Consider the following 15,277-nt stretch of genomic DNA (forward strand, 5'->3'; position numbering starts at 1 on the left):
ATGGCGACTTGGAACTGTTTTTTATATCACAATCTAACTAGGGCTCGTAGTGATAGTGCAAAGCTCAGCTTAGGCCATGATGTAGATTTCTTGCTTTTTGAAAAGCAAATTGCGAATTTGAAAGCTTCCTATGATGTAATTACTCCAAGTGAAGCTGTATATAATTTGAATAGTGGTAAGAAGGGTAAGTTTGCAACTATATGGTTTGATGATGCATTCAAAAGTGTCTCAACAATTGCTTTTCCAATCCTGTCCAGCTTTAACCTTCCTGCGGCTGTTTCAGTTTGTTCATCTATGTATAACAGAGAAACTGTGTTTTGGAGGTATAAACTTCAAGCTCTAATAAAATTAGGATATGAGAAAGAGTTAGTCGGTTTTTTGAATAAGGAAATAGGGCGGAAGTTTTGGAAAAGAACCACACTAAAAAATGATTCGATTACATTTTTTGACTTTCAATTTATCCAAGGCCTAGATAGTTTTATAAAGTTTAAAGGCTTGAATGAGTTTATTTCATCTATGCATGATGACTTTTGTAATAAGCAGGAGATAGAAGAACTACAAAATAAAGGGTGGGAGATAACTAACCATAGCTCCATGCACTACCCAATAACTGAGTCATCTGCTTTTAATTTAATCGAGGACGAATTCTCAAGTAATTCGTCACAGATCTATGAAGACTTCAAAATCGCATCCCCCTTTTTAGTAGCCCCATTTAGCAGGGAAGGTAAAATGGATGAAAGAGTAAGAGATTTTGCGGCAGGTTTAGTCAAAAAAAATCAATATCTCGTATTGGTTAATGAGAAGAAAAATACCCTTAACAATTTAAAGAAAGGGTTGATATATCGCCATACTGCGAGGGTATTATAATGTTAAAAATAGCTGCTTTTACAGGCTCTTCGCTTCGGCACAGGAGACTCATTCACAAGATAAATAGTGAACTTGACACAGATGTTAAGATCCTTTGGGTACGCTCTAAAGGGGTGAAGAACAGCAAGCAGAAAATTAACAGGGAACGTGTAAAACCGACTCCCTCTAAGCCTAGTTTGCTTAAAAGCCTATTGGGGCTTTCTTCAAAAATTAAAACGCTTGGCCTCAAAAAGGCAACTAAACTGCTCTTCTATTCTTTTTTTGAGAAGGCGTTTAAAAAGCCATTACTCCTTTTTCATAACCTAATGATTTTGAGAGAGGAAAAAAAGTTAATACCTCTTTATCCTGATGCTGAACTCAATTTATACAAAAGCATTGAGACTTCTGATCCTAACTCTTCAGAGATAGAAAAGGTTGTTAATGATTTTTCACCAGATGTTTTTGTCTCTTTTGGTGGACCTATTTATAGAGAGGGGCTATATGCCAGCTCTAAGGTCACCTTGAATCAGCATGCAGGAATGTCTCCAAAGTATAAAGGTAGCTATACAACAGAGCAGGCCCTTATAAATGGAGATTTAAAGGATATAGGGTGCACGGTTCATTTTATATCTAATGAAGCTGATGAGGGAGCAATCGTTAGTGTAAACACACTCATTATGAATGAGTTAGACTCCCCAGCGCGTATTTTCGTAAAAAACTGTGCTCTAGGCACTGATAACTTGGTGATGGCTTTGAAAAGCTTTGTAAAAAAGGGAGCAATAGAAGCGATACCTCAAGAGCGAACTGGTCGCACTTATTTCGCTAAAGAATTTGGAGCAGCAGAGATCGCTTCCTTATACTCGCTTTACTATTTTGGGGGCATGATGAGGAAGATTAGGCGGTTAAATAATGAAGGTTAATTTGTTGGTTGCGTTGTATAGAGACGCATATTTTCATCATTCATTTGGTTATGCAGTCAGAGATCTTCAGTTTCTTGATGCGCTCGCGTCATTGGATGTAGTTGAAAGGGTAACTATCATTAATAGGCCCGTTTCGATATTAGAAAGGGCTTTATTTCGAAAGCCTATTGCAAGGCGAATTGAGAGCGATAAAATTAATACTATTGACCAGCTATCTACTGATATTTTTGGCGCCCTTAAGGGCCGAGGTTGGGCGGAAGATGTGTACCCATCATGCATAGATCAGTTGTTAATTAGTGAAAAATCTGACTCTCACATAAATGTCTTTTTAGACTTTTTGCCTATCGGTTGTTTTTCTGAAAAATTACTAGATGGCTGGCTATATTGGTACGATTTTATCGACAACTTTAAGAAGCACAATAGATTTTCAAAAACAGAAAAAGATCTGGTTAAAAAGAAGTACGATTTTGCTGCCCGAAATGCAAACTTTGTTTCAAGTGTATCTGCAGCTTGCCTCGAAGCAAATGATTTGTCTCTTATGAAGAATTCCATGGTGATTTCGAACAAGGTTTATGTGCCAAAGGGCCAGACTTCTAATCCTTTAAAGCTGGCCTCTAATGCGCAGTTTGACTTTGGGTTTATTGGATTTGTAACTGATAAGCTTGATGTCAAATTTGTAGAAATGGTATCTGAGCGCTACAAGGTCGCGATATACGGAAAAGTGCTCGACGGTGAAACTAAGCGACAACTGTCTAGATTAAAGAATGTAACTTTACTTGGAGCATTCTCGTACAGCGATGTACCAGCGATATGTAGAACATTCAAAGTGGGTTTATTGCCATACCTACAGGAAAAAAGTCATGATGGTTCACCTTTAAAACTTTATGAATATATGAAGTTTAATATTCCATGCTTGACCTCTATGGATTATGAAATAAGCGATACTCGTTTTATAAGGAATTACAATTGCTCTAAAGACATAGATAGTGACATTGAAGATATGCTTTCAGTTAGTGGAAATGATCTAATATCTAGCTCGATTAGAAAGGAGTGGCACCTCTCTTATTGTGTTAATGAAGCATTGAATGCGGTTGTTCAAAGCCGAGTTTAGTATCGACTGTGACTAGATGCTGTTCTTTAAGTATTTTGGAAGATTAATGAAAATTGCAATTGTTGAGACGAGGGGTATACCAAATAGGTATGGTGGCTATGAGCAGTTTGCTGAAATAGTTCGCCAGTATTGGGTTAAAAGTGGTCACGAGGTTATTTGTTATAACCCTCATGAGCATTATTACGAAGAGTCTGTTTATAATCACTTTCAGATTGTAAAAAGTGTGGATGTTTTACTTCCCAACAGCACATCCGAATTGGAGCGAGTTAGAGAGGACATGTTGTTTACTCAAAAACAACGCATGGTAGTTCCAAATGCGGCTGACGGTTATACTGTACAAGGACCAGATGAACCAGCCGAAAAAACTGTTAGGTATCCTGAAAATGAAGGGTTAATAAAGGCGGTTTTAGTTCGAAATATGTCGAGTTTAGTCAAGCTGAAGTCGAAAATCTTAGGGTCAGGAACGAGCAAAAACAAATGACAATTTCAGTTGTGGGTACTGTAGGTGTGCCCGCTTGCTACGGGGGCTTTGAATCCTTAGTTGATAATCTGATAGATACAAAGGATAAACGTTACCTCGTTTATTGCCAGTCAAGCGTATATACGCAAAAATTAGAACACTACAAAGCGGCTCAATTAAAGTACTTGCCCCTTAAGGCAAATGGTGTGCAAAGCATTTTGTATGACGCTCTGTCTATTTTGCACAGTTTGATTTTTACAAAAAATGATTTGTTGGTATTGGGGGTTTCCGGTGCCATTACATTACCTGTGTTCAAATTATTCTCGCGACGAAAGGTAGTCACAAATATTGATGGTCTTGAGTGGAAAAGAGATAAATGGGGCAAGTTTGCTAAGTGGTTTTTAAAATTCAGCGAAGCTGTTGCGGTAAAATACTCAGATTCCATCGTCGCTGATAATAAAGCCATAACCGATTACGTTAAAACAGAATATAATGTTAAAGCCGAAACCATTGCTTATGGTGGGGATCATGCCATTGTGAGTAGTGGAGCATACTCTAGAAGCGACTATTTTCTCGCTTTATGTCGAATAGAGCCAGAAAACAATATTGCTATGATTCTCGAGGCGTTCAGTAAGACTGGCAAAAATTTGAAGTTTGTTGGTAATTGGAATAATAGTGAGTTCGGCAGAAACCTACGAGAGCAGTATTCAGAATTCGATAATGTAGAGCTGATTGATCCGATTTATGAGTTAGATAAGCTTTTTATTCTAAGGTCTGAATGCATAGGTTACATCCATGGGCACTCTGCTGGGGGGACTAATCCTTCCTTGGTTGAAATGATGCACTTTGGCGTGAACACCTTTTGTTATGACTGTAGTTACAATAGAGAGAGCACATCCCAACAAGCGCATTATTTTGGTGACGCCAATAGCCTTGTTAACCTTTTAAATAACGAAGAAGGTGACAATGGTTGTGTGATGAAGGAAATAGCAAGCCATCGCTATACATGGGATGTAATCCGTAAACAATATGAGGATTTGTTTTGAGTTATAGAAAGGGGATTATTTTAGCTGGGGGAAGTGGAACAAGATTGTACCCCTTGACGAAAGTGGTATCTAAGCAGCTTATGCCTGTTTATGACAAGCCAATGATTTATTATCCGCTTGCGACGTTAATGCAATCGGACATTAGGGATATTTTAATTATTGCTACACCTGAAGAAGTTGGTCGCTTTGAGGCCTTGCTGGGCGATGGAAGTCAATTTGGTGTGTCTCTGACCTATAAAGTCCAACCCAGCCCTGACGGTTTAGCTCAAGCTTTTATACTGGCTGAAGACTTCTTAGCTGGTAGTCCTGCAGCATTGGTTTTAGGAGATAACCTTTTTTATGGTCATGACCTCGTAAAATCTCTCAAGTCAGCTAACGAGAACCCTGGCGGTACAGTATTCGGATATCATGTATCTAACCCAAGAGCATATGGAGTTGTTGAGTTCGATGAGACTGGTAAAGCAATCTCAATAGAAGAGAAACCTCAACATCCTAAGTCTAACTATGCTGTTCCTGGCCTTTACTTTTTTGATTCAGACGTTGTTGAGGTTGCAAAAAATGTAAAGCCATCAGCCCGTGGCGAACTCGAAATAACCGACGTGATTGATCATTACCTCAAAGCAGGCAAGTTGAGTGTGGAAATCATGGGGCGGGGAACGGCTTGGCTTGATACTGGTACTCATGACGATTTACTTGCTGCCGCTCAATTCATCGAGACCATTGAAAAGCGCCAAGGCCTAAAGGTTAACTGTCCCGAAGAAGTAGCCTTTAGAAACGGTTGGTTAAGTGCTGAAGAGTTGCGTGATATTGCACAGCCCCTTATTAAAAGTGGATATGGTGAATACTTGCTGCGACTTATCGATGATAAGGTATTTTCATGAAAGTAGTCGATACGTTAATAGCAGACGTAAAAATTTTAGAGCCTTCAGTTTTTGGCGATGAACGTGGTTTCTTTATGGAGACATTTCGCGCCGATTGGTTTAAAGAGAATGTAGCAAATGTTGAATTCGTTCAGGACAATCACAGTAAATCGGCTCAAGGTATCCTTCGCGGCCTGCATTACCAGTTAAAACAGACTCAAGGCAAGCTAGTTAGAGTTGTTTCCGGTGAAGTATATGATGTAGCCGTAGATATGAGAAAGTCTAGTCCAACATTTGGCCAAGCAGTTGGGGTTTTGCTATCTGAACATAATAAACTTCAGCTGTGGGTGCCAGAAGGTTTTGCGCATGGCTTTTATGTTACTTCTGAATCGGCTGAGTTTGTGTATAAATGTACAGACTATTATGCGCCTGAGCATGAGCGGAGCCTTCTATGGAATGATCCTAAGTTAGCTATTGAATGGCCGCTCGTTAACGGGCAAGACCCTCTAATATCTGCTAAAGATGCAGATGGAAAGTTATTTGTTAATGCAGATTATTTTGAGTAAAAAATGAATAAGAAAATTTTTGTAACGGGTGGTGCAGGTTTTATTGGTTCTGCACTGGTTCGTTTTTTAATTAATGAAACTGATAATCAAGTTATTAATATAGATAAACTGACTTATGCCGGCAATCTTGAGTCGCTGGAGAGCATTGCTCAAAACGAGCGCTATAGCTTTGAGCAAGCGGATATTGTGGATAAAGATGCTATGCGAAGTTTATTTACCAAATATCAACCTGATTATGTAATGCATCTAGCTGCAGAGAGTCATGTAGATAGATCAATAGATGGTCCTGGTGAGTTTATTCAAACTAACGTGGTTGGCACCTTCTCGTTACTTGAGGCAGCACGCGAGTATTACAAAGAGTTACCGGAAGAAAAACGCTCAGGTTTTAGATTTCACCACATCTCAACTGATGAAGTGTATGGTGACCTAGGCGAAACTGGTTTATTCACCGAAGAAACATCATATGAGCCTAGTTCACCGTATTCAGCCTCTAAAGCGGCCAGCGATCACCTCGTTAGAGCTTGGTATCGTACATATGGTTTGCCTGTGGTTGTTACTAACTGTTCAAATAACTATGGACCATACCATTTCCCTGAAAAGTTAATTCCTTTAATGATTTTAAATGCATTAGAGGGGAAGCCGTTACCTGTCTATGGTGATGGGAAGCAAATACGCGATTGGTTGTTTGTTGAAGATCATGCGCGAGCTTTATATAAGGTTGTTACAGAAGGTCAGGTTGGTGAAACCTACAATATTGGCGGTTTTAATGAAAAGCAAAATATTGAAGTGGTTCAAACTATTTGCGCTCTTCTTGAAGAACTAGCATCTGATAATGCATTGGCAAAGTCATCTGGCGGTGATGGGTTTGAGAGTCTAGTAACCTATGTGGCGGACAGGCCTGGGCATGATGTTCGTTATGCAATAGATGCAACCAAGATAGAACGCGAATTAGGTTGGCGGCCTGTTGAAACTTTCGAAACCGGTATAAGAAAGACCATTGAGTGGTATTTAGAAAACAGTGTTTGGTGCCAACATGTTCAAGATGGTAGTTATATGCGAGAGCGACTAGGCTCAGATTCTTAGTATACAAGCGGTGACTCCACCGCTTTATTTTTAGGTGTTTTATGATAGTTGTTATCGGTAAATCTGGCCAGTTAGCACAAGAATTAAAGGCTACGGGTACTCATAGGGAGGTTACATTTCTAGGAAGGGAGGATATAGACCTTTTTGATAGAGATAAATTATTTGGCACGCTTAGTGAGTATAAGCCCCAAATTATTATTAATGCTTCGGCATACACCGCTGTAGATAAAGCTGAATCTGATGAGGCTGCCGCTTTCAAACTAAATTGTGAAGCTGTAGAGTCACTAGCTCAATATTGCTCTTTGTATGAATGCAGATTGGTTCATGTTTCTACTGACTTCGTATTTGATGGAAGTAAAAATCAACCATATGAAGTTGACGACAATACTAACCCATTAGGTGTTTACGGTGCATCGAAGCTTGCGGGTGATGAGGCTATTCAAGAAGTGATGCAAAATGGTTATGCCATTATTCGAACCTCTTGGTTATATTCTTGCTTCGGAGCCAATTTCGTGAAAACCATGATTAAATTGATGAATGAACGTAGTGACTTAGGTATCGTCTCCGATCAAATTGGCTGTCCTACTTATGCCCGAGGCCTTGCCGAATTTATATGGCAGTTAGTGGACAGTAAAGAATTTAATGGAATTTATCATTGGTCTGATTTGGGGGTTGCTAGCTGGTATGATTTTGCTGTCGAAATATATAGGCAAGGTAAAGAGTTGGGCATTATTAGAAACACTGTGACGCTAAACGCAATAACAACGAATGACTATCCAACGCCCGCAAAGCGTCCGAAATATAGTCTGCTGAAAGCAGACAGTAGAAGCCGTACTCAATGGCAAGACAATTTGCACGACATGATGGTGAATATAGAAAGAAATTAGTATCGGTAACAAAAAGTTATAAATTATTTGGCAAGATAAATTACTAACACTTGTATCAAGTGTTATAATTTTCGCTACGATTGGATTTCATCTCTCAAGGATATGAGGGAAGCATGGAGAAATAAGTGTGGAGTTTCTAGTAGCTCTTCTTACAACACTCATAGCAATACCCATTTTAAAACCCCTTGCAGTAAAAGTTGGCTTAGTAGATGTCCCCAATGCGCGAAAGCATCATGATGGGGCGGTGCCCCTTATTGGTGGTATTGCGATATTTTTAGGCACTTTGAGTGCCACGTTAATAGCTTTCCCCACAGATGCAACGGTGAGGTTATTTTTACTCTCTGCTGCGTTGATTGTATTTTTGGGAATGCTCGATGACAAAGAAGATTTGCCTGTAAGGACTCGAATCGTAGCTCAAATTCTTATTGGTGGTATTTTGGTGTATGGTGCCGGCCACTATATTCATGACTTAGGGAACCTACTATTTTTAGGTGATGTAGACCTAGGTGTGTTTGGTACTTTCTTTACTATTGTCGCGGTAATAGCCGCCATTAACGCATTCAATATGACCGATGGGATTGATGGTTTAGCAGGATCTTTGGCACTAAATAGCTTCACAGCTATTGCGGTTCTTTTTTACTTAAGTGGTAATACTAATCAGGCGATGTTACCTGTAATTATCGCATTTTCAGTCGTACCATTTTTGCTGTTTAACCTCTCTTTGCTACCGGGCAAGGCTCGTAAAATATTTATGGGTGATGCAGGTTCGATGTTTATAGGCTTGAGTGTAATTTGGATGCTTACGTTAGGAACGCAAGGCGAGAACCCCTCATTTAGGCCTGTAACGGCTTTATGGCTTATCGCCATTCCACTTATGGATATGGTTGCTATTGTATTTAGACGTTTAAAGAAAGGTCAGTCACCATTCAAGCCGGATAGAGATCATTTGCACCATATTTTTATGCGAGCGGGTATGACGCCTAAAGGTGCACTCGCCATTATTAGCATAATTTCAATTGTGCTAGCTGCGGTTGGTGTAGTTTGCGATTACTACCAAGTATCTGAAAGCGTTATGTTCTGTGCATTTTTGGTATTGTTTGTTGTGTACAACTATTCCATGATGCATGTTTGGAAGCTCTTAAAGTTTGTGAGAGTTATCCAAAGGCGAAACCGTATTCGGCGCCTTCGTAATATTAGACGCATTCGCTCCTAAGTTATTCCCTTTAGATATAGCTTTATGTAGAAATCTTAGTAACTAGTTTGTATGCTGGTTATTAAGGTTTCTCAAAGAGTTATAAAATTACATGAAAGCTGTTATCCCTGTTGCCGGCCTCGGCACGCGCATGTTACCTGCCACCAAAGCTATCCCCAAAGAAATGCTCCCACTTGTTGATAAACCGCTCATTCAATACATAGTGAATGAATGTGTAAATGCAGGGATCAAAGAAATTATCTTGGTGACTCACTCCTCCAAAAATTCTGTAGAAAATCACTTCGATACCAGCTTTGAGCTGGAAGTAACGCTAGAGAAGCGTGTTAAACGTCAATTGCTTGATGAAGTTCGCTCTATTTGCCCAGATGATGTTACTATTATAGGTATTCGTCAGGGTGAAGCTAAAGGCTTAGGACACGCAATTTTATGTGCTCAGCCAATTGTGGGCGATAACCCATTTGTGGTGGTGCTTCCCGATGTAATTCTTGATGAATACAGTGCGGATCAAACCCAAGAGAATTTGGCTGCTATGCTGAAACGTTTTGAACAAACCCAAGCAAGCCAGATCATGCTTGAGGCTGTGGCGAAAGAAGACGTAAACAAATACGGTATTGCCGACATTAATGGCGAGCAAATCGAGCCAGGGCAAAGTGCGGTGATCAAATCTATGGTTGAAAAGCCTAAGGTTGAAGACGCGCCTTCTAATTTAGCTGTGGTTGGTCGCTATGTGCTCTCACATAATATCTGGCCCCTGTTACGTAAAACGCCAGTGGGGTCGGGTGGCGAAATTCAATTAACAGATGCAATTGATATGTTGATTGAGCAAGAGCCGGTTGAGGCATTTCGCATGAGTGGGTTGTCGCACGATTGCGGTGACAAGATGGGCTATGTGAAGGCTTTCGTTCGTTATGCACAAAAACACGCAGAGTTAGGTGAAGCACTTACCAAACACATTAAAAGCTTGTAATACAAGGTAGTAGTATGGCTGTTTTAGTAACCGGCGGCGCCGGATATATTGGTTCTCACACGGTATTAGAGTTACTTAATCAGGGCTCTGAGGTGGTTGTGTTTGATAACCTCAGTAATGCATCAAGTGAGTCTTTGCAACGAGTTAAGACGCTAACGGGTAAGTCGGTCACCTTCATCAAAGATGACATTCGCGATAAAGCCGCGCTTGATAAAGTATTCCATGAGTTTGATATCACCAGTGTGGTTCACTTTGCAGGCCTTAAGGCGGTGGGTGAGTCGGTTGCAAAGCCTGTAATGTATTATCAAAACAACGTGCAAGGATCACTCACTTTGATTGATGCGATGCGCGACGCCGGAGTGTTCTCATTGGTGTTTAGCTCGTCTGCGACCGTGTATGGCGATCCTCAGTATTTGCCTATTGACGAACAAGCCCCTGTGGGAGGCACGACTAATCCGTATGGCACCTCTAAATTGATGGTTGAACAAATCTTGCAAGACGTTGCTCAATCAGACCCGCGTTGGCGCTTTGCTATTTTACGCTATTTCAATCCTGTTGGCGCTCATCACAGTGGTCAAATTGGCGAAGATCCCAACGGCATTCCAAACAACTTACTCCCTTATATTTCACAAGTTGCGGTAGGTAAGCTAGAGCAACTCGGTGTATTTGGCGATGATTACAACACCAAAGACGGCACCGGAGTGCGAGACTATATTCATGTAGTTGATTTAGCATTAGGGCACCTCAAGGCACTCGCGCGGTTAGAGCAACATGCAGGTGTGCACATATATAACCTGGGCACTGGTAATGGTTATTCTGTATTAGAGATGGTGCATGCGTTCGAGCAGGCATCGGGAAAACAAGTGCCCTATAAAGTAGGCCCGCGCCGTGATGGTGACATCGCGTCATGTTATGCCAGTCCACAAAAAGCGCTGGACGAGCTCGGCTGGAAGGCCGAACGTGGCCTTGAAGATATGATGAGCGACGCGTGGCGTTGGCAAAGCCAGAATCCCAATGGGTATAGCCAGTAAGGTAAAATGGAGCTGCTTAGCTCCTTTTTTCAGGCTAAATCTCATCAAAGTCATGGTGTTAATTTTGGGGGAAGATCAGTTTGATATCAAAGGTAAGGTAACCGAAGTACCATAGTTATGGCGGTTGGATTGCAACGAAGAAACGAACAAATGAAAGTTTAAGAAACCTGACTCCGGAAGGTTATCGAAAAAAGCAGGAAAACTCTAATTTTGAACTGCGTCACTAATGGGTAAGTGAGCAGTTCCTGTAAAACATAGAAACACTCTGTTCAGTGGGCATAGTTCAAGCCCAGCTAATAACGCCTACAGAGTATTTAAATAAGTCACGGTTAAAATTTTATGTGTTTGTGATAGTCGGTCTTTACATTGATTATTTTAAAACCTAAATTTTGATATAAAGACAAAACGCCTTTATTGGCCGCGGAAATCGTCGTGGATATTTTTGAGTGGCCCTTGTCTTTGAAGTATTGGATGACGCTTCCCCAAAAGAAAGGAGAGTTTAGCTCATAACCCTTTTTACTCCCCCCTAAAATAAGCTCTATGTGAGTGTCGTTTGTTGTCTTAAAGATCATAAATGATAAAATGTCATTTGAGTTTGATCTATTTACTAGACACGTAACGTCTTGATTTGCTAAATCCCTAATCCATTGAACGATCCTCGCATTTGCAAGATCATTCGGAATAAAGGGATCTTCATGAAATCTGGAATAATCGAATGTATTTTGGCAAATATTTGCTAATGTTGAATAATCGTTTTTATCTAAAGTAGATATAGATAGTTTTCTTCTGGAGTAAATGTATGGAAGAGTATAACTTTCCAAATTTTTTAATGTAACGTTTAAGCTCGTCTCACAAATAAAATACCCTGATTTTATCAATATCTCTTTTATTTTTAAATTATTGGATGGAAATCGACCGTAAATGAGTTCGGCCTCACAAAAATCATTTTTTGTGAGGCTCTGGACGCAGAGCTTTTCGTTGGTAATGTCTATAGCTTGAATTTCAAAAGTCTTTACTTTAAGGGCGCTTTCATCCCAAGGGGTATATCTGCCTGTAATCATAAATTCTCCCTTAGGCTGTGCTGCCTGCATCTACGGTAAATGTTGCTCCTGTAATACCTGAAGCATCTTCTGACAGTAGAAACAGCGCCATGCTAGCAGCATCACTAACATTAGCAAGTCTGCCCAAACAGCTGCGCCTTTTTATCTTCTCAAGCTTGTCACCTTTCAAGCCATCGGTCATGTTGGTTTCCATGTAACCAGGAGCTAGCGTATTCACAGTTATTTGTGATTTACCAAGTTCTCGAGCTAATGATTTAGTAAAGCCGCCTAAAGCAGATTTTGTTGCGCCATACACGCTAAGGCCATTGTAGCCCGTTGAACCTATAATTGATCCAACATTTATAATACGACCCTTCCGATTGAGAAGCATAGACCTAGAAACATATTTGGTCAGTAAGATTGGCGCTTCTATATTTATTGCCAACAAAGATGTGATATCAGATTCATGCATAGTTGCTAGTACGCCGTCATGTCCTATCGCTGCATTATTGATAAGCCCATAAATACGGCCATGTTCTTTAGTGATTTTCTTAACTAATAATGAAATTTCTTTAACTTCAGCAAAATCAAATTGGTAAAAGAAGACACTCTGCGGGTAATCAGATTTTAATTGATTGTACTCGTCAGTATAAGTGCGACTTATTCCAATCACTTTATAACCAGCTGCAGCAAGCATCTTTGATGTCTCGAGCCCAAGTCCCTTCGCACAGCCTGTGACTATTATGTTTTTCATTAATATCTTACCTTCTTACCAGTAGCACTAACAGGTATTGAATCTACAACTTTTAATAGTGCAGGAACCTCAAACCCTTCTAATTGCTCTCGACAAAATGACAAAACATTTCGTTTAACATCATTTTGGCTAAGGCTTTTCGCAGATTCTTCAAGAACAACTTCGCAAGCTACGAGAGAACCCAAAACGGGGTTTGATTTCGCGTAAACTTTAGACATCACAACATAATGGTGTTGCTCTAAAATAGACTCGATTTTCTCAGGCATAACTTTATTGCCACCGACATTAATTGCACCACTTTCTCTTCCTAGGAAAATAACTCTATCTTTTAAAACTTTGACCATATCTCCACTATCAATAAACTCTTGTTCATCAACATTTAACTCTCCCTTTAAAAACTTTGTGCATCCATTAGCGCTTTTTATCCACAGATTTCCGTTAACAATTTTAAGTTGGCATGCTAAGTTTGAGTTTTTGGATAAAAAGGAAATTGGGAAACCTTCTTTCTTATCTTTAACTACAAAGCCTACGCCTGCTTCTGTAGAAGCGTATATATGAGAAATTGCTGCTGAGGGATATCTTTGACTCAATGCAGAAAGTACACTCTGGTTACTAATCTCTCCTCCTAGAGTGATCTGATGTAATTTAAGTGCCCGGTGATTTGGCTCCATTAACAACTTACGCCAGAACGATGGCGTTCCGGATAATGCGTTGACATGTTCTCTCGAGAACAGATAAATTAAATCGCTCATTGACGCGTTATTGGATGGAATAGCTAAGGTCGAACCTGACGAAATAACTTGGAGATAAACTTGTAAGCCAGCGAATCTGTTGATGTCGTAAGTCAATCCCCATGTAAAGTCTTTTCCACGACTTACATCAGTTTTTGTCTTTGCAAGAAGAGAGTTTAGCGTGTAGCTTACCAACTTTGGGACGCCAGTTGTTCCTGAAGTTGAGAGTATGTACCCTGGTGAATCATCTTTTTCTTGTTTTTTATGTGTTAAAAGTTTTCTGACCCTACTTACCTTAGCATCGGAAAGATATATAACGTAGTCTATTTCAGCAGTTTGAAGAAAATATTCAAAATGCTCTCCTGCATCTTGGGGTAATAGAAATAACTTGTTTGATAGGTTATCTATTGCAGGGAGGTATATAGCCAAAGATTCACGGTCGGTAGAAATCACAGCACAGTTCTGCTGTTCTAAATATGGGTACTCAGAACTAAAACTATCGCTTAGTGCGACAATGTCCTTGTATTTATATCTTAAGTCTTTTGTTACTAAAAAAGCTCTTTCTTGGGGGATTCGCTTCACTGCCTCAATCAGGCTGCTTGGCTCATGACGAATACTTTTCATAGATAGCTACAAATTCGCCAAAAGTAGTAGGGTAAACTGCATCTTCCATTTGTTGGAAAGGGTCGAAGTCCAGTTCTTCTTCAAGTAAAGCAACAAGAATAGCAAATCCTAAAGAATCTAATCCACTCTCCAATAGAATTTGGTCTTCACTGATGTTATCAAATTGAATATCAGCGTCAGTTTGCTCAAGAGCCTCATTAAATTTTTCTAAAATAATTTGTTTCAAAGTACGCCTCTCCATGATTGTAGCGTTGTCATTAACCATAATTGCTCACGAATGCTATTGTACATTAAAGGGTAATGAAACTTAAAGTGTATAATTTTATAATATGGCTTTCTTTAACCTATCGCATTTATACGGAAGAAGGACTCCAAGTTCGCACCAAAAAGCGGAATAAAATACAGCGGCCCAGACTTTCTTTGAAACTACCGTCAAAGCCGAACCAGCGTTGGTCTATGGACTTTGTTTCTGACCAACTGACGACGGGGAGCAAGTTTCGTATTCTCACCGTGGTAGATACATTCACTCGTGAATGTTTGGCAGCAGATATCTGCTCCCGATTGCGTTCCGAAAACGTCGTAGCAACGCTCACAAGATTATGTAGAAAGAGAGGTGCTCCCAAGCGTATTCACTGTGACAACGGCAGTGAATTTTCGGGTCAGATGACGGACTTATGGGCTTATACCAACAAAGTCACGCTAGCATTCTCTAGACCAGGAAAACCAACAGACAATCCATTTATCGAGTCGCTAAACGGTAGCTTCAGAGATTAATGCTTGAATTGTCATTGGTTCGAATCATTAACTGATGCTAAATTGAAAATCGAAGCTTGGCGAAATGACTATAATCAGAGTCGACCTCACCAGGCATTAAATAACCTGTCGCCAATACAGTTCGCGGCATCCATTAAAAACTAACATGTCTGTTTCATCGGGTAAGTGGTACTAATAATGGGGGCCGGTCAAAATATGAATTATCTCATTGAATGAATGGTACTAATTCAGGGGAAAGGTCAGTCTCAATAATCCATGAAAGTGTTCAGGCATTAATACCCATGTAAGCCATTGGTATCCGCATACACTCTCATTCGGTTCAATGCTGGCACAGAAAGCTCCCGCTAGGTTTGGGTCTTTAAAA

The 15,277-nt window shown here is 40.1% G+C and carries 18 protein-coding genes; 14 read left to right on the plus strand and 4 right to left on the minus strand.

From position 1 onward, the window contains the following. From AAEU32_RS07675 to galE, 12 genes are all read left to right on the plus strand, one after another. On the plus strand, nucleotides 1–867 hold the full coding sequence (locus tag AAEU32_RS07675; RefSeq protein WP_421969943.1) for a polysaccharide deacetylase family protein: 867 nt from the start codon (nucleotides 1–3) through the stop codon (nucleotides 865–867). After that, the gene (locus AAEU32_RS07680; protein ID WP_421969944.1) at nucleotides 867–1,766 is read left to right on the plus strand and encodes a formyltransferase family protein; all 900 of its coding nucleotides are present in this window, start codon (nucleotides 867–869) and stop codon (nucleotides 1,764–1,766) included. Before AAEU32_RS07675 ends, AAEU32_RS07680 begins: the two co-directional genes overlap by 1 nt. Continuing rightward, entirely contained in the window at nucleotides 1,756–2,877 is a 1,122-nt protein-coding gene (locus tag AAEU32_RS07685) for a glycosyltransferase family protein (RefSeq protein WP_421969945.1), read from the plus strand. The genes AAEU32_RS07680 and AAEU32_RS07685 overlap by 11 nt, the downstream gene beginning before the upstream one ends. 46 nt (nucleotides 2,878–2,923) lie before the next feature. Next, a complete protein-coding gene (locus AAEU32_RS07690) occupies nucleotides 2,924–3,358 on the plus strand; it encodes a hypothetical protein (protein ID WP_421969946.1) in 435 nt (144 codons plus the stop codon). Continuing rightward, on the plus strand, nucleotides 3,355–4,383 hold the full coding sequence (locus tag AAEU32_RS07695) for a DUF1972 domain-containing protein (RefSeq protein ID WP_421969947.1): 1,029 nt from the start codon (nucleotides 3,355–3,357) through the stop codon (nucleotides 4,381–4,383). The genes AAEU32_RS07690 and AAEU32_RS07695 overlap by 4 nt, the downstream gene beginning before the upstream one ends. Continuing rightward, nucleotides 4,380–5,264: a glucose-1-phosphate thymidylyltransferase RfbA gene (rfbA, locus tag AAEU32_RS07700; protein ID WP_421969948.1), complete on the plus strand. Its 885-nt coding sequence runs from the start codon at nucleotides 4,380–4,382 to the stop codon at nucleotides 5,262–5,264. The genes AAEU32_RS07695 and rfbA overlap by 4 nt, the downstream gene beginning before the upstream one ends. Beyond that, nucleotides 5,261–5,809, plus strand: a complete 549-nt coding sequence (gene rfbC, locus AAEU32_RS07705; protein WP_421969949.1) for a dTDP-4-dehydrorhamnose 3,5-epimerase — start codon at nucleotides 5,261–5,263, stop codon at nucleotides 5,807–5,809. The genes rfbA and rfbC overlap by 4 nt, the downstream gene beginning before the upstream one ends. 3 nt (nucleotides 5,810–5,812) lie before the next feature. Beyond that, the gene (gene rfbB, locus AAEU32_RS07710) at nucleotides 5,813–6,892 is read left to right on the plus strand and encodes a dTDP-glucose 4,6-dehydratase (protein WP_421969950.1); all 1,080 of its coding nucleotides are present in this window, start codon (nucleotides 5,813–5,815) and stop codon (nucleotides 6,890–6,892) included. A 41-nt stretch (nucleotides 6,893–6,933) separates the two neighbouring features. Continuing rightward, nucleotides 6,934–7,779, plus strand: coding sequence for a dTDP-4-dehydrorhamnose reductase (gene rfbD, locus AAEU32_RS07715; protein WP_421969951.1), 846 nt, complete (start codon nucleotides 6,934–6,936; stop codon nucleotides 7,777–7,779). Between the two features lie 127 nt (nucleotides 7,780–7,906). Then, the gene (gene wecA, locus AAEU32_RS07720) at nucleotides 7,907–8,992 is read left to right on the plus strand and encodes a UDP-N-acetylglucosamine--undecaprenyl-phosphate N-acetylglucosaminephosphotransferase (protein ID WP_421969952.1); all 1,086 of its coding nucleotides are present in this window, start codon (nucleotides 7,907–7,909) and stop codon (nucleotides 8,990–8,992) included. A gap of 91 nt (nucleotides 8,993–9,083) precedes the next feature. Continuing rightward, on the plus strand, nucleotides 9,084–9,959 hold the full coding sequence (gene galU, locus AAEU32_RS07725) for a UTP--glucose-1-phosphate uridylyltransferase GalU (RefSeq protein ID WP_421969953.1): 876 nt from the start codon (nucleotides 9,084–9,086) through the stop codon (nucleotides 9,957–9,959). Nucleotides 9,960–9,973: 14 nt separating this feature from the next. Further along, the gene (gene galE, locus AAEU32_RS07730; RefSeq protein ID WP_421969954.1) at nucleotides 9,974–10,990 is read left to right on the plus strand and encodes a UDP-glucose 4-epimerase GalE; all 1,017 of its coding nucleotides are present in this window, start codon (nucleotides 9,974–9,976) and stop codon (nucleotides 10,988–10,990) included. Between the two features lie 329 nt (nucleotides 10,991–11,319). On the opposite strand, the gene AAEU32_RS07735 is transcribed toward galE, so the two are convergent. The 4 genes from AAEU32_RS07735 to AAEU32_RS07750 are packed head-to-tail and all read right to left on the minus strand — an operon-like array spanning nucleotide 11,320 to nucleotide 14,308. After that, complete coding sequence (locus AAEU32_RS07735) at nucleotides 11,320–12,051, minus strand: N-acetyltransferase (RefSeq protein ID WP_421969955.1); 732 nt, start codon at nucleotides 12,049–12,051, stop codon at nucleotides 11,320–11,322. Between the two features lie 10 nt (nucleotides 12,052–12,061). After that, complete coding sequence (locus tag AAEU32_RS07740) at nucleotides 12,062–12,784, minus strand: SDR family NAD(P)-dependent oxidoreductase (protein WP_421969956.1); 723 nt, start codon at nucleotides 12,782–12,784, stop codon at nucleotides 12,062–12,064. Further along, a complete protein-coding gene (locus AAEU32_RS07745; protein WP_421969957.1) occupies nucleotides 12,784–14,139 on the minus strand; it encodes an AMP-binding protein in 1,356 nt (451 codons plus the stop codon). Before AAEU32_RS07745 ends, AAEU32_RS07740 begins: the two co-directional genes overlap by 1 nt. After that, a complete protein-coding gene (locus AAEU32_RS07750) occupies nucleotides 14,120–14,308 on the minus strand; it encodes a phosphopantetheine-binding protein (protein ID WP_421970095.1) in 189 nt (62 codons plus the stop codon). Before AAEU32_RS07750 ends, AAEU32_RS07745 begins: the two co-directional genes overlap by 20 nt. Before the next feature lie 251 nt (nucleotides 14,309–14,559). Here AAEU32_RS07750 and AAEU32_RS07755 point away from each other — a divergent pair, with 251 nt between their 5' ends. Together AAEU32_RS07755 and AAEU32_RS07760 are read left to right on the plus strand one after the other, a co-directional pair. Beyond that, nucleotides 14,560–14,913: a DDE-type integrase/transposase/recombinase gene (locus tag AAEU32_RS07755; protein WP_421969958.1), complete on the plus strand. Its 354-nt coding sequence runs from the start codon at nucleotides 14,560–14,562 to the stop codon at nucleotides 14,911–14,913. Nucleotides 14,914–14,916: 3 nt separating this feature from the next. Continuing rightward, complete coding sequence (locus AAEU32_RS07760; RefSeq protein WP_421969959.1) at nucleotides 14,917–15,057, plus strand: integrase core domain-containing protein; 141 nt, start codon at nucleotides 14,917–14,919, stop codon at nucleotides 15,055–15,057. The last annotated feature ends 220 nt before the right edge of the window (nucleotides 15,058–15,277 follow it).

Source organism: Pseudoalteromonas maris, from assembly GCF_049257235.1.
Classification (GTDB): domain Bacteria; phylum Pseudomonadota; class Gammaproteobacteria; order Enterobacterales; family Alteromonadaceae; genus Pseudoalteromonas.

Bases quoted from the DNA above. Each gene is read 5' to 3' on its own strand.
- AAEU32_RS07675 (WP_421969943.1), top strand. From the start codon at position 1: ATGGCGACTTGGAACTGTTTTTTATATCACAATCTAACTAGGGCTCGT.
- AAEU32_RS07680 (WP_421969944.1), top strand. From the start codon at position 867: ATGTTAAAAATAGCTGCTTTTACAGGCTCTTCGCTTCGGCACAGGAGA.
- AAEU32_RS07685 (WP_421969945.1), top strand. From the start codon at position 1,756: ATGAAGGTTAATTTGTTGGTTGCGTTGTATAGAGACGCATATTTTCAT.
- AAEU32_RS07690 (WP_421969946.1), top strand. From the start codon at position 2,924: ATGAAAATTGCAATTGTTGAGACGAGGGGTATACCAAATAGGTATGGT.
- AAEU32_RS07695 (WP_421969947.1), top strand. From the start codon at position 3,355: ATGACAATTTCAGTTGTGGGTACTGTAGGTGTGCCCGCTTGCTACGGG.
- rfbC (WP_421969949.1), top strand. From the start codon at position 5,261: ATGAAAGTAGTCGATACGTTAATAGCAGACGTAAAAATTTTAGAGCCT.
- rfbB (WP_421969950.1), top strand. From the start codon at position 5,813: ATGAATAAGAAAATTTTTGTAACGGGTGGTGCAGGTTTTATTGGTTCT.
- rfbD (WP_421969951.1), top strand. From the start codon at position 6,934: ATGATAGTTGTTATCGGTAAATCTGGCCAGTTAGCACAAGAATTAAAG.
- galU (WP_421969953.1), top strand. From the start codon at position 9,084: ATGAAAGCTGTTATCCCTGTTGCCGGCCTCGGCACGCGCATGTTACCT.
- galE (WP_421969954.1), top strand. From the start codon at position 9,974: ATGGCTGTTTTAGTAACCGGCGGCGCCGGATATATTGGTTCTCACACG.
- AAEU32_RS07735 (WP_421969955.1), bottom strand. From the start codon at position 12,051: ATGATTACAGGCAGATATACCCCTTGGGATGAAAGCGCCCTTAAAGTA.
- AAEU32_RS07740 (WP_421969956.1), bottom strand. From the start codon at position 12,784: ATGAAAAACATAATAGTCACAGGCTGTGCGAAGGGACTTGGGCTCGAG.
- AAEU32_RS07745 (WP_421969957.1), bottom strand. From the start codon at position 14,139: ATGAAAAGTATTCGTCATGAGCCAAGCAGCCTGATTGAGGCAGTGAAG.